The sequence below is a fragment of the Myroides guanonis genome, assembly GCF_900114085.1.
Lineage (GTDB): Bacteria > Bacteroidota > Bacteroidia > Flavobacteriales > Flavobacteriaceae > Flavobacterium > Flavobacterium guanonis.
In genome coordinates, this window is sequence record NZ_FORU01000003.1 from 13263 (window position 1) to 29924 (window position 16662).

At 32.8% G+C, this 16662-nt stretch carries 3 protein-coding genes; all 3 read right to left on the reverse strand.

What is annotated here, in order from left to right:
• Positions 1–145: 145 nt before the first annotated feature.
• A complete protein-coding gene (locus BM024_RS03620; RefSeq protein WP_177190157.1) occupies positions 146–6214 on the reverse strand; it encodes a choice-of-anchor J domain-containing protein in 6069 nt (2022 codons plus the stop codon).
• 382 nt (positions 6215–6596) lie between these two features.
• Positions 6597–8453 (reverse strand): tetratricopeptide repeat protein, encoded by a 1857-nt coding sequence (locus BM024_RS03625; RefSeq protein WP_090678105.1) that lies wholly within the window; start codon positions 8451–8453, stop codon positions 6597–6599.
• A 475-nt stretch (positions 8454–8928) separates the two neighbouring features.
• Positions 8929–16398 carry a choice-of-anchor J domain-containing protein gene (locus BM024_RS03630; protein ID WP_090678106.1) on the reverse strand — a complete coding sequence of 2490 codons (7470 nt, stop codon included), beginning with the start codon at positions 16396–16398 and terminating at the stop codon, positions 8929–8931.
• Positions 16399–16662 lie beyond the last annotated feature (264 nt).

The following is a 16662-nucleotide window of genomic DNA, read 5'->3' on the forward strand; positions in this document are numbered from 1 at the left end:
AATGTAGGATAGTTATAGATTAGGTTAAAACCCCTAAATCATGTTCAAAGGCTTTCCCATCCTTTTAATTAAAACAGGAAGGAAAAAGAAGCGGTTTCAAGTCAACCAACAAGTTTCCCGCTTCCTAATTTCACTCCCATAAATTCTATCTATTAATTTGTATCCATCCCGTTCTTATTTTCCCATGAGATAGTACAACATAGTAATAAGTTCCATCAGGGAGTCCATTACCATTCTTATCTTGTCCGACCCATTCATTGGTATAACCTTTTCTGTATGAATACACCTCTGCACCGTAGCGATTATAAATCTTTAAATCATATACCCCATGACTACTCAAATCAAAAAAGTCATTAATACCATCCCCATTTGGAGAAATCCCTTTTTGGATAGGACATTCTTCATATTTAATTGTAAAACTGCTTTCATCACTACATAAACCATCTTGTGACGATGCATATACATAAATAGTCTGACTTAATCGAATCGGTGTCCCTATAGCTAATTCATCCCCCTCACCTCCAGCTTTTTCAAAATATTTATTATTAGAAGACAAAGGCTTTAAAGAATAAATTTCACAGTCCAAAACCTCATCTTCAAAAATATCAGCTTTTACCTTTTCTGTAATTGACACTTTATAAGAAATCTCTTCATAACATCCTTCATCACTATTTCTTTGAAGAACATAAATAATATAATCACCTGGTATATCAATAACATCAGCTTCTTTATACTTTATTCCATGCCCTCCTTGTTGTGAAAAATAATTTTGATTAGGTTCTAAATCAGGAAATACATAGGCTGCACAAACTAGAACATCCTCTTTAATAGTCGGTTTTTCGCCAGCGACGACAACGATACTAAACTTAAAAACTTCATAACAACCCGAAAGTACATCTTCAACTCTAACATAAATAGATTTTTCAATAGGTAAATTTCCTAATGAATAATCATGGATATTTTCTGTAGAGGACTCTCCCAAAGCAGCCTCCTCTGAAGATTCATAATAAGAAGTTTTATAAAGTTCTCTATTTGAATCAGTAAACATACCATTCTCCACTTCTGTTAGATTTACTATAACATCCTCTAAAGAATATCTACAAACCACAATATCATCAGGCTGGGAGACTTCTTTTGAAATAGCAGGATACATTTCCACCTTAATAGCTCCAGATGAAGAGCACCCTAACTCAGGAAAATCTACCTTTATATTATAAACACCGGGTTCACTAACTTCTAGATTAGGACTATTAGCTCCAGGTATTAAAACACCATCTTTAAACCATTCAACATCTATAACCAATTCATCTGAAACACCAATACCCGATTTTATCAACACAGTGCCATCACTACAAATCGCATTATTAGTCTCAATAAGTAAATCCTTACCTAAATCAAGTTTGCCTAAATCAAAACTCCCCGCATTAAAAAACACTGCAGAGGTATGCCCAATGTTTGTGCAAAAATCAATAACCGCGAATTTTATATGATATTTTCTTCCAGGAATAACGTGTACAGTTTCAGATTTCATCGCATTGGTCATCCCTATAAAATCAATTGGTGATTCTAATGGATTATCCACTCCTTCACTGTAATGTTTCCAATAATATTCCGAATTAATACTTGCGCAAGAGGTTTTCGAACTTTCTGAATTTCTAATTGTGTTGTTTGAGATAGGCATATCTGTTCCTTTAACCTTAGCTAGATTTTGACCTTCTCCAGTTTCTGTGTCAATCAACCACGCAGCGAACATAGCTCCAACATTACAAGCATATACACAGCTTTTAATGTAACTATTAGTAGCAAAAAGATACTCAAAACTAATTGAGTCTTTAACCGGTATAAAATCAAACTCCAATTGGGTTACTCGTTTTTCATCTAAAGGACCACCTCCAGCATCTTCAATAGCATCATTAATATCTTTATCCCCAACCCATCTATTTTTAATACCTCCTCTCAACAATCCATCTCCTTTAAAAGGTCCCTCAACAAATCCAATCTCTCCAGTAGATAGGACAACTCCTTCTTCGAAAGGAAAAATAGATTTCCCCTTCTTGAACGAACCTAATGTTGTAAGAGAACCTGTTAAAGTACCGTCTCCAATTTTATAACTAACATTGTCAACCAAACTGCATTCAGACTGAATCAATACATCTACCAAGTCCTCAGCGGTAAGATCTTTATTCATTGGTAAAACCTCCAAAGGATCAAGATCAGTGGTAGTAATACATAAATCGAAAAAATAATCAGTAGTTAGCATTGCAACACCAATTCTCAAATAATACTTTTGTCCTGGCACCAAATTATTGAGAATTTGATTTGTCTTATAAGATGCATAGGAGAAACAAAGTAATGAACTAGATGTAGATAAATTTGCACAACTGCTATCATATAGTGCAGCATAAAGAATTGGCCAACTACCACCAGATAAAACCAACATATTATCTAATGCTATATTATGTTCAGAGGATGTAGCCGTAAATTCAAGCCAAATATCATTTTTCATATTACTAACACAAATAGGCTTATCAACTAGAGACTCAGTAGAACCATTTAGAGATACATGGATTTTTTTATCACAGGAAAGTCCATTATTAACAGGGATAACCAATGCTCCACTACAATCATCATTTCCTCCTACCTTTGTTCCTGTATTGATAGATGAAGACCAGTCACTATGGCTTTTATTATCGCTACATTTCGCTTTGACGAAAATGGTATATGCAGTCCCATCATCTAATCCTATAATTATTGCCTTACTGTCTCCAGTAACAGTCATTTCTTTTACTGGTATTGCTGTATAATCTTCACCATATTCTACTACAATAACCTCCCATTCATCCACTCCGCCATCTTGCTCCCAATCTATTTCTAAACTTGAAGCTGTCTGATTAATTATTTTTACATAATAAGGTTCAGGACAAGTCTCTACTTTCTTAAGACTTACATCATCCAAATACATATAAGTTGTTCCCAGAGAGTTAATATGCCATGCCAAATTAACATCCCCTTTTATACCATTAAAGAACACCACTTTTTCAACAAAACCTCCTTCTTTATGTATAGAAGTTGATAGTATTGTCGTTGTGAATTTTGTTACATCAACACCTCCTGTAGATAATAATACTTCATAAGAACTATTATATGCAGTAGCGCTACTGGTTTTAAAACGATATTTTAAAACATATAAACTAATATCCATACTAAAAGTAGGAGACACCAACCAATCATTATGTTGAACATTAGTCCCAACAAAAGACACCCCTTTATCTCCTTCAAAAATCCCTGTAGTTGTATTATTTAGATTCCAAATATTGCTACCTATTGGCGTAGGAGCATCTAAATTTCCATCTATAATTTCCCAACACCCCCATGTTTTAGACGTCGAGTTAAACCCTTCCCAAAATGGCATAGTTAAAACATCACACGCTGTTGTAAATTTAAAAGGTCCAGCCCAAATGCTGTAAGATCCGTCACTACAAGCTGTTCGTACATAAAACTCATAATCCGTATTGGCTTTAAGATTTTTTCCAAGAATGTCCTTTGTTATACTGTTTTCTTTCTTCTTCGTAGAAATCCCCTTACTAGAAGGTAATACTCCTCCTGCTTCTTGAATATAGTACTCCCATTCAGTAGCTCCAAAATTATCTACCCAATTAATTGTCGCTTTGTCTATTTCTAAGTCTTTTACATTTAACCCTAAAGGTTCAGGACAACCTATTACTTCTTCTACAGAAACTTGATCTATATAAACAGTTTTAAAACCGCTACCTTTTATATGCCAAGCAATGTTAACCTCTCCGTCCAGATTCGAAATAAAGACTTTCTCCTCTAAAAAATTATCATTTGTATATAATTCGTTCTTAACAATTTCGTGACTAAAATTTTTAAGGTCCAAACCTTTATTTGAAGCAAGAACTTCAAAATCACTCTTTAGATGGGCTTGTGACCCTGTCTTGTAATAATATTTCAAACGATATGTTTTAGCTGGTTGAAAAATATAAGTTGGAGAAATCAACCAATCACTAGAATTAAGAGTTCCTGAATAATCATTCACAGTAAAAAACATAGCATGAGTACCTTCAAATGGAAGCACATTATGTGTTTTCCAAATACCAGTAGTAGCCGTCTTATCTCTGTTCTCATCTATTATCGTCCAACAAAACAAAGGTTCTTTTTTATTAAAACCTTCATAGTAAGGTAGCGTAACGATATTACAAGTAGTTCTATATCGAAAAGGTCCAGTCCACTCACTCCATTTGCCTCCACTACAATTAGACCTAACATAGAATTCATACTCTGTATTTGATAATAAACCATTTCCTTTTATATCCTGACTTATTAAGACTTCTTTATTTTTCGTATTAATTCCTCCTACACCCATTTTTGGAGTACTTCCTCCTGTTTTTTGAACTACATATTCCCATTCTGAGCTGAAATCATCTTCCCAATATATAGTAGATTTATCCTTATCTTCATCCTTACTTCCTAAATTAATTGGATTAGGACACTCCACTTCTTCTAGAAAAACATTATCAAGATAGAGTGCGTTTCCAAGAGTCGATTGTGTAATCACATGCCAACCGATATTTACTTGTCCACCAACACCAGTAATAAAAACCTCTTCAGCTACCCACTTATCATTTTTGTAATCATTTTTAGAAATCAACTTGTGTGTAAAAGAAGAAGGAAGTAAACCAGTATTTGAAAGAAACACTTCAAAATCATTCTTATTAGTATTGGCTTTATAATGATATTTCAATCGGTAGATTTTCGTTGCATCTAATGTAAATAGTGGAGAGATCAACCAATCATCATTTGAAGGTCCTCCATCAAAGTACATAGACCTATCTCCTTCATATTTAATTGCCGCATCTGACTTCCAAATATATCTACCAGCAGAATTTTTATCTTTATTAACATCTAAAACTGTCCAGCAATCAACCGTTGAACTCTCAACATTATTAAAACCTTCGTGGAAAGGTAAAGGTTGAACATCACATAACGTTCTAAAATAATAAGGTCCCATCCACTTACTTTTCTTACCCACACCACATTCCGAACGAATCCAAAACTCATACTCTGTATTAGGAATCAAGTTTGCTCCTGCTCCTGTTTTAGTAATAGTACTTGAAGTAGTTTTAACCAAACCTCCACTACTAGTTGGTACACCTGAACCTAAATTCAAAACAATTACTTCCCAATTCGAATTAACACTATCCAACCATGAAAAAGTTGCTTCGTCCTTCTTAATGTTTTTTATTACAATATTATTATCAGGTTGCATACAATCAACCTTCTCTATAATAACATCATCTAGTGTTAAATTAGTATACGCACCAGATGTTACATGCCATCCAATATTTATATCTCCACTGATTCCAGTAACATATAAAACCTTCTTCTCAAAACCATCATTTTTATAAGTATCCTCTGACAATAAAGTTGTCGTAAAGCTATTCAAATCAACCCCATCTGTTGATAGTTTTACTTCAAACTTACTTGTCGGGAAAGACGAACTTGCTTTGTAAGAAAATGTTATTTGGTATATCGTTGTACCATCTACGGTAACTGTTGGAGAAATCAACCAATCATCACTTTTACTTACTCCATAAGCACCTTTAAAAAGTATAGCATTACTATTATACTTCCAAATATTATCACCTGTTGGGAAAGTAGAATCTTTATTTCCATCCACTATTCTCCAACAATTAGAGACAGTAGCTATAGTAAAGTCTTCCATATATGGTAAAGGTAGCGGTATACAAAGCGTTTTAAAGCTTAAAGGACCAATCCATTTACTATAACCATCACTACCGCAATTGCTTCGAACATAATAATCATATTCTGTATTAGGAGCAAGATTATTTCCTAATGCATCTTTTAGCACAGTTACTTCTCTTGTTGTAGAAGTCACAAAAACTGCCGGGATTCCATCGCCATCAGGAACCACATAATAATCCCAGCTATCACCCAAAGCATCTTCCCATAATAGGGTAGCTTCATTTTCTTTAATTTTATTAACACTCAAGTTTCCAGGTTCAGCACAAGAAAAAAACAAGTCTAAAGCACTATTGTCAACGAAAGAAATCTCAGACTTTCCGATACTAAAATCGCTAGTCAATACAAACTTCTTCCAATGAGAAAAACCATACGTTGTAACAACAACCGTAAAGAGTAAAGCTATTTTTAAATATCTATATTTACTTTTCATAATGTAAAAAATTGGTGTATAACTAATTATTTCATGTGCTATTTGCTTTATCATTTAGAAGAATATCTTACCGATAAACACTGACTAATTCGAAAAACAATAATTATATCACATTTGTAGAAGCCAAATATACAAACATTACATATAGTTAAGATTATATTAACAATGGATAAAAAGCACCATTCCAATACCCTTTTTACTTCACTAAAACACACTAAAATGTAAAAATCAACACATTAAACACCAAAAGCCAATACCCTATCTAAAAGCCTAATTAAAAAGCGAGTGCTTTTTCTCAAAAACACTCGCTTTATATTTCATCTATATTAACAATAGAATAATAGAACTAATTTACATTATTCCGATTTTTTTTACATTAAAATCAAATTGAACTAATGAGTTCATCCAAATCATCAGCCCTCTTCAAACTCATCTTTTTTCTAACATGAGATCTAGTCCTATTTAAACTTTGGTGAGTTATATTTAATAGACTTGTAATTTCAGTATTATCCAATCTCATTTTTAAGTACATACAGACCCGAACTTCTGTTTTCGTTAAATCAGGATACTTAAATCGTAGATTCTTTTGAAAATCGGGATGAAGCTTTAAAAACACTTCATTAAATCGTTCCCAATCCTTTTCATGGTTTCGAAAACCTCTAATTGAGTCTTTTAAATCTACAAGCAATTGATCTGAATTATCCGCACCATTCCTAATAACACTTTCTATTTCATCTAACAGTTCATTCTTTGACAGCAATTGAAGGTTTATAGCTGACAACTTTCTATTCATTGCTTCCATATCCATATCAAATTGCTTAGCATGAAGGCTTTGTAATTCTTTGTTGGCAGATTTCTCGAACTGATGTAACTGTTTTTGTAAAATATGAAGCTCTTCTTTTGAACTCAATTCTAATTCATATTGTTCCATTCTAATTCTTTGAATTTCATTCTCCTTCTTCATCTTCTCTTCTAACCTTTTGTTCTCTATAGTTGCAATGTATAAAGACTTCTTTTTATTCGTATATAAGAAATACACAAATAAAATCCCTACAACTATTAAGATTATAAACATCAGATAAAGGTTCATCTGACTTTTATATTTTTGTGTGTTTAACTCTTTCTCATGTTCTCTTTCCTTAAGGCTATACTCATTCTCCATACTTTCAATTCTATTGAATACACCTTTACCTTGAATACTATCTTTAATAACATGGTATCTATCCAAATAATGATATGCTTCATTGTATTTCCCAATTTTAAAATACAAATCTGAAACATTTTTTAATGTCTTAAAATCAAAATGATAATCCCCAGTTCTTTCTAACCCCCTTTTATAATATGCAATTGCACGGTCGTAGTCACCCTTTAAATAATAGACATCTCCATAACGTAAAAAAACATGTCCTAAAAAAGAACCATTAAAAGACTTGGAAGTTATTTCATACAGATAATCGAGATACTCAATTGCTTTTTCACTCCTCTCAGTTTTTACTTCTAGATCTGATAACAAAAGTAAAGTATAGGTAACATTAAGAGTGTCATTAAAAGATTCAAATGTTTTCAAAGCAGATTCTAATCCAACCCTCGCTCTATCAAACTCTTTTTCATGAACAAACACCAAACTTTCTTGAGTGTCTAAAACAGCTTTAGAGACTGGATCTTCTTTTGAACGTAAGAGAGAACGAGCATTGTTAAAATTAAGTTGAGACTTTTCAATGTTTTCTAAATAAAAATAAGTTAACCCAAGCATGATATATACCCTTATCAGTTCCTTTTCATTTCTATTTTCAAAATAATCTTTCGCAAGAAAAAAATACTTTAAACTACGGTCGAATTCTCCTCTATACCCATGTAAAACCCCATATTCATAGTTAATCCTAGCCTCTATATCACTATTCTTACTTGACTTTGAGAAATAAAATGCTTTATCCAAATCAACAGATATACTATCCATTTTGTATTTTTTCGTATCAGCTCTTACTTTATAATAATTCGCATAAGCTAATTTCAATGAATCTCCAGACTCAAGAGCTTTACTGTATAAAAATTTAACCTGATATTCCAATTCTGGGGAATTATACTTAATTAAAGAATCCATGTTAGCATAAGAACTATTACTATTAGATACAGCAACACTATCCCTAACCTTACTTTCTTTATTTTTAAAGAAGAAAAAAAACAGAGATACTACAATTAAAAACAATCCAATCAAAAATACTTTATGCTTACCCTTCATGTTTATAATTAAATTAACATACTACTAGACCCTAAAACTACATGATTTTACGTATTCCACAAAAAAAGCACTCTTAAAGTCTTAGAGATTATATCAAACATTAGATAATTTATTATTTATACAATAACATTTAATTATTTATAAATGGCTAATGCTAATTTTTGACTATCGATAGGATTTAATAGAGACACCCCTATGCTAAAATGTTACCAATTACACTTCAAATTATTACATACAAAAAAGCTACCCACTTGGATAGCTTTTAGTTTTCAAAATATTGACTAATATATTAAATAAAACTCTATTGATATTTAACAGAACCAAGTATCATTCTTCTTTCTTGAAAGGCACATGCTATCTGATAAAAAAATTCAAATCTCTAAGTACTTATTGAGTGTATCGGTTAAGAAGAAAAAATTTAATTGTTGTAAAAAAACTCATACCCTCTTAACCTCCTCACTACTAGCTAACATAATTATCTATTAATTTGCACCCATCCAGATCTAGTTTTGAAATGAGATATCACAACATAATAGTAAGTACCATCAGGAAGAATTTTATTTCCTTTACCTTGCCCTACCCATTCATTTGTATATTGTCCTTCAAAACTATATACCTCAGACCCATATCGATTATATATCTTCAAACTACTAACTCCGTGATTTGAAAGATCAAAATAATCATTTAAACCATCCCCATTAGGAGAAATTCCTTTCTGAATTGGACAATCTTCATAAGAGATCGTAAAACTACTTTCATCTTCACATAAGCCGTCATTTGAGGAAGCATACACATAAATAGTTTGATCCGTTCGAATAGGAAAACCTGGCAGCAATTCATTTCCTTGTCCGCCCGCTTCATCAAAATAGGCATTATTTGCAGGTAAATCACTTAGAACATACACTTCACAATCCAAAACTTTATCATCAAAAATCGCTGCTTTAACTACCTGAGTTATAGAAACCTGATATGAAGTTTCTTCATAACACCACTCATCACCATTAAGTTGCAAAACATAAATAATATGTTCCCCTGGAATATTTAAAACATCCCCTGCCTTATATTCATGTCCTCCTGCACCTGCTTTTGTATAATAATACTGATTAGATTCTAATTCAGGAAAAATATATTCACCACAAATTGAGACACTTTCTCTAATATCAGGTTCTTCACCTTTAAGAATTCGAATAGGTAATTGGAACACTTCTTGACAGCCTGTGCGAGTATTATCGATTCTAATATAAATAACTCTATTCTCAAATCCTTCAATCAAATAATTCGTATCAAGAATTTTATCAGACCCATTTATAGCCTCAACTTCCTCTAAATAATATGTTGCAATAAAATCTTCTTTATTTTTGACGTCTGTAAACATCTCGTTCGTAATAGTATTTAAATCCAAAACCCGTGCTTCTAATGAATATTTACATACTTCAAAAGGGTTAGGTTTTTTGACTATATCCGAAATCTTAGGATATATTTCAACTACTATAGTCCCTGAATTTTCACAACCTAAATTGGGGTATTTTACAACGATTTTATAATTCCCACTCTCTTTAACTTCCAACTTAGGTTTATTCTCTCCAACTATTAATTTTTCATCTTTATACCATTCAATAATTGTTGCTGCATTTTCTATGGTAGCAACACCAGAAGCAGAAATGATCTTAGATTCTTCATCGCAAAGTGCATTATTCGTTTCAATCAAAAGATCATCTCCAAGATCAAGAGAACCTAAATCAAATGTTCCTGAATTAAAGAATACCGCTGATGAATGCTGTACGTTTTCACAAAAATCAATTACTGCCAATTTAATGTGATATTTACGTCCTGGAATTACTTTAACCGTTTTAGATTCCATAGCATGAGTCAATCCAACAAAATCAACATAAGCTTCCGCTGGATTATCAACTCCATCAACATAATGCTTCCAGTATAGCTCTGGATGTAAACTTTCACATGCAAGGCTAGCTTTTTTACTATCGACTACTGTATTAATTGCGATAGGCACATTAGTTTCTTTCACTTTTGCCAAATTCTGTCCTTCTCCTGTAACCGTATCAACTAACCAAGCAGCAAATAGGGCTCCTGTTCTGCAACGAACGACACACATATTATGATAACTTACTGAAGCAAACATATACTCGAATTTAACAGTTTCCTTAAGAGAGATAAAGTCAAACTCCAATTGCGTAACTCTTTTCTTATCTCCACCGTCAAAACCGCCTGCATCGTCAATAGCGTCATTAATATCTTTATCTCCAATCCACCTTTCATTATTATCACCTCTTGAAGCCACAGAACCCTTTGCTGGTCCTGGAACATACTGTACCTCATTGGTTGAAAGAACAATTCCTTCTTTAAAAGGAAAGTCAGTGTTGTTTTTATTAAAATAACCTATTGTGTTATAAGCCATCGCTTTTGCACTTCCATCTCCATTTTGATACCGAACATTAGACACCAAATCACAATCTGAATTCACAAACACATCTTTAACCAACTCCTCTGTTGTATATTCTTCTCCACTTGGACTAACCGATATGTGGAAGAATAATGAAGTTATACAGAGACTAAAAATTTGTTTAACATCTGAGTTTTCAGCATCCACCCCCAATCGAATATAATATACCTGTCCAGGAATTAAATTTCTAAACACTTTGGTTCTAGTAGATACATTAAAATTAAAACATTCTAGTGCTGCATCCTTATCTATTGAACTACATGGTTTATCATAAAGAGCACCATATATAGGAGACAAAGATGATTTAGCTAAATCTATCCAATCATTAATCGCTAGCTGATGTATCTCATTGGTTGCAGTAAACTCAAACCAAATATCTTTTTTTACTAAAGTATCACATGTTGGTTCTTCAAATGAAACTTCACTTGAGGCACCTATAAAAGAAGCAGATACTTTTTTATCACATTCCTTCCCACTATTTACAGGTATATTGATTGCTCCCGAACAATTGTCATTCACACCTACTAATGTAGCACCACCTATAGGTGTAGACCACTCACTATTCTGCTCTCCCTCAACGCACTTTGCTCGTACGTAAACGGTATAGGCTTGTCCTGCAACTAATCCTGCCATTGTCGCTTTAGGAGTCATTTTTACAATCTTTGATACAATGGGAATGTCTGTTTCTTTTCCTCCATATGTCATTACATTAACCTCCCACTCATTCACACCTCCAACTTGTTTCCACTCTACATCAATGCTATTTGATGTCTGATTAACTAACTTCACATCATAAGGTTCTGGACAACTATCTATTTTCTTTAAGCTGATATTATCCAAATGAACATATGAATTCTCCTTAGAGTTTATATGCCAAGCTAAATTTATAATACCTGAAATACCATTGAAGAATTTCACTTCTTCAACAAACCCTCCTTCTTTATACACCTTAGTTGGTATCACAGTTGTGGTAAATTTACTTTTATCTATACCACTTGTAGACATTAATACTTCAAAAGAAGTATTTAATGAGTCAACACTTGTTGTTTTATAATGATATTTTAAAATGTAATTTCCAGGTTCCATCTTAAGAGAAGGTGAAATCAACCAATCATCATGAGAAATACTCGTACCATTAAAACCCATCGAACCATCTCCTTCATAAACTTCTAATACTGAAGAAAGTTTTTTCCAAATATTATTCCCTGTAGGAGAAGTAGCATCTCCATTTGCGTCTAAAATTGTCCAACATTTAAATGATTTATCAATCGCATTAAATCCTTCCCAAAAAGGAATCGTAAAAACACCGCAAGAGGTTGTAAATTTAAAAGGTCCTTGCCACATACTAAACTCTCCATTTCCACAATCTGTTCTTACATAGAATTCATACTCGGTATTATGTTTTAAAATCTTACCATTATTTTCATGAGTAACAACAGTTTCAATGGCCGTCGTGGTCTTACCATTCGATTTCGGAAAACCTCCTTCTGCCTCTTGGACAAAATACTCCCACTTTTTAGATAAAGAATCTCCTGCCCAAAAAATTGTAACTTGATCACTTTCCAAATCTTTCACTCCCATCTCAGATAAAATTGGTTCAGCACATCCACTTACTTCTTCAATCGAAACACTATCTATATAGAAGTCAATAGCTGTATTAGAAGTTATATGCCACCCAATATTCACATTTCCACTTACACCTTTTATAAAAACATACTCTTCAACCCATTTTATATTTGCTGTATACTTCGCCTTTGACACTATTTCCGTAGTAAATTTACTAATGTCAACACCAGACTTAGACAAAGACACTTCAAATTCATAATCATCTGTAGAACTTACTCCTGTTCTATAAAAATATTTTAATCTATAGGTTTTTCCTGCAACAAATTCAATAGTAGGAGTAATCATCCAATCATTATGCGGAGCATTCGCTAATGTTCCAGAAAAATATGCAGAATGAGTTCCTTCGTATTTTGTTGTACTTGTACTCCACGCATTCGAATCTCCATTGTCATTTACAAACGACCAACAATTATAGGTTTCAGAAAACTTTGGATTAAATTCCTCAAAAAACGGGGTTTTAAAGACACCACAATTCGTTTTAAAAACGAATGGACCAGACCAATTTCCAAACTTTCCATTATCGCATTTTGTACGAACATAAAACTCATACTCTGTATTGTGTTCTAAAGGTTTTCCTCCTTTATCTTGTGTTATTGTTGCTGTTTTGTTCTTTATTAATATTCCTGAATTAGGAGTGCTACTTTTCGCCTTTTGAACAACATATTCCCATTCAGTTCCAAAACCATAATCATCATCCCAATAAATATCAGCACTCGATTCTGTCACGTTTTTACTCCCAAGGTTAACAGGTTGCACGCATTCAACCTCTTCCACTAACATATCATCTATTTGTAGATAAGTAGGTGAAATAACTGATGAAACTTGCCATGCAATATGAACATTACCACCAATACCGCTAAAATATAATACTTCTTTATCCCAATTCTTATCGTTATAATTCGTCTTATCAAGTATTAATTTTTTAAACTCTAATGGATCTGTACCCGTATTAGAAAGTAAAACTCTGAAATCATTACCCGTATTTGTAGATGTTTTAAAATAGTAACTAAGCTTATATAATTTAAGGGGATTTAACTTTAGCTTAGGAGAGACAAGCCAATCATCAAATGGCAAATTAGTAGTTGCTGTATTACCAAAAAGATGCATCGCCTGATTTCCTTCAGAGGGATAGTTTTTTTCTGTCCTCCACCTATTATAACTTCCTGAAACATCATTATTATTATCTATTATTGTCCAACACGAAAGAGACTTTGAGTCCGTATTAAAACCCTCCCAAAATGGAATAGTATATTCGTCGCAGGCAGTCGTAAAATAAATTGGACCAATCCATGTGCTATATTTAGCATCTTTACAAGTTGACCGAATATAAATTTGATATTGAGTATTCGGTAATAAATTAGAACCTGATGTACCAAATGTCTTTTTAGCGGTAACTTTTTTACTCTTCGTAATATTACCACTACCAACCGGTAGAGAGGTTCCCGTCTCTTGAATCAAATATTCCCACTCTGAATTAAGACTATCCTCCCATTCAAAAGTCACTTCATCTTTCTTTATATCCTTTACCTCAATATTCAACGGAACCATACAATCTAACTTTTCAATAGAAATCATATCCAGATATAGATAAGCTGCGGCATTACTTGAAGTAACACGCCAAGCTATATTAGCCTCTCCTGAAACACCAGTTATATAAACACTGTTTTTTTTATAAACATTTCCTATATACTTGTTCTTAGCTACTAAAGTTGTTGTAAAATCTTCTACTTCTGTTCCTGAAGTAGACAGTAGTACTTCAAACTCACTATCTAAATAAGTGTTGTTTTTGTAATAGTAAGTTAATTGATAAATTTCTGCCGGATCCATTGAAACAGTTGGACTAATCAACCAATCATCGTGACTTTTTCCAGAAGCTCCATAAAAATTCATACAACTACCCCCACTGTACGCTTGAGAATTATACAAACTCCATTCATTTTCTACCTCTTTATAAATATTTACAAATCTATCAGAATTCACATTTATAATCTTCCAGCAGTCTTTTGTTTCTGATGTTTTTTCAAAACTTTCAGTAAAAGGATAAACAGTAATAGTCTTACAAATCGTCGTAAAATCTAATGGTCCAATCCAATCACTAAATTTTCCATTTGAACATTTCGAACGTACATAAAACTCATATTCAGTAGTTTCGTTAATATTCATTCCGTTCTTATCCTTAGTTACGACTATATCTTTATTCGTAGTTGAAGTCCCGGAACCAGTAGGAAATGGTTCTCCAGGCTCTTGTACAATATACTCCCATTCACTACTAAAATCATCTTTCCAAGAAACGGATGCTTGATTCGATTTCACGTTGGCAATTTTTATGTCTATGGGGTCCGGACATTCTATCTCTTCAATTTTTATATTATCAATATACAACTCTGTCGTTGCTTCATCAGAAGTTATATTCCAAGCAATATTTACCTGACCTCCAATATTTTGAATAAACAAAATTTCTTTCTCCCAATCAGATACTTTACTATTTTTCTTATCTAATAAAATTGTTTTAAATTCACTTGGTACAACTCCTGAATTAGAAATAACTACCTGAAAATCTGACATTAAACTGGAACTTGTTTTATAATTATAACTCAATCTATAAATCTTGTTTGTATCTAACTTGACAGGTGGAGAAATCAGCCAATCATTATGAGGCATTTTGGATGCATCAGGTTGATTTCCGTAATAACTCATAGAATGAGTTCCCGAATAATTAGAAGTTGACTTTTTCCACACATTGCTATCCGTAGGAGATTTAGCATCTTTATTATTATCTTCTATCAACCAACAACCTTCTGTAGTAGAATCAACATCAAAGCTTTCAGAAAAAGGAAGGGAAATCGAATTACAAAGAGTATTGAATATTAATGGTCCTTTCCACCCGCTAAACCCCCCTGTAATACAAGTTGTTCTCACATAAAATTCATATTTTGTATTTTCACTTAAGTTAACTCCAGAGGTTTCTGAACTTATGTTAACCTCCTTAATCGATGTAGCTACACCGCTAACTGTAGGAACTCCACTATCCATTTTTTGAACGTAATATTCCCAAGCGGTTGCACCAAAATCATCTGTCCAAAAAAGAGTCGCTTTATTTGTCTCTAAAGACTTCACTCCAAAACCTATTGGTCCAGGACACTTATCTTCTTCAATTACAGTAACTTTATCAATGTATAATTCTGTATATTGAGAAGATGAAGTAATATGCCATGCTATATTGATCTCTGAATCTGAACCATCGATAATAACCTCTTCTTTTCCCCAAATCGAACTAGACCCACTATACTTTTTTTTGGGTACAAGTATTGTGGTGAACTTAGAAAGGTCCGACGAACCGGATTCTGATAATAACACTTCAAATTCACAGTCATATAAAAATGGAACAGATGGAGTTCTATAATAATAAGTCAACTTATATTTGTTACCACTTTCTAACTTTATATTAGGACTTATTAACCAATCATTATGTGGTCTCTTATTGACATCACTCTGTGCTCCCTTAAAGAAAAACGATTGAGCTCCTTCGTACTTGACAGTATTAACAGTCTTCCAAATATTACTCCCCATACTTGCAGATGGTGCAACATCTGCATTTTGATCAACAATAGTCCAACATGCTAAAGTTTCAGAATCCACTTCGAAATTTTCTATAAATGGAGTCTTTTTAGTAATACATGTTGTGGTTATTTCCAAAGTACTTGCAGGCTTAGTCAAATAATAGGGCATCAGGTACAATTCCAGAGAATAGGAATTTCTCTCCCAACAAAATTGACTACTAGCCGACATCGAAGTTCCAAATAATGTGAGTAGTATAATGCTAAGCCATGGAAGCACAAATAAAGATGTTTGTTTCATAATTTCGAGTTAATATAGTTTCTAAAAAGCGGACTCACTTATTTCTTAGTTTTAGTAAACCTATAAAAACGAAAAATAAAACACAAGACATCCCTCCGAATAGAATAGTCTTAATCGTCAAAACATATGACAAAACATCAATCAAACATGAATTTCAACAAGTTAGAACTCACAAATCGATTTTATGATAATTAAAAAACACAATAACCTTATTTACATCATATGCAAGAACTACTGATTATGTTAATTTTGTATATTAACAGG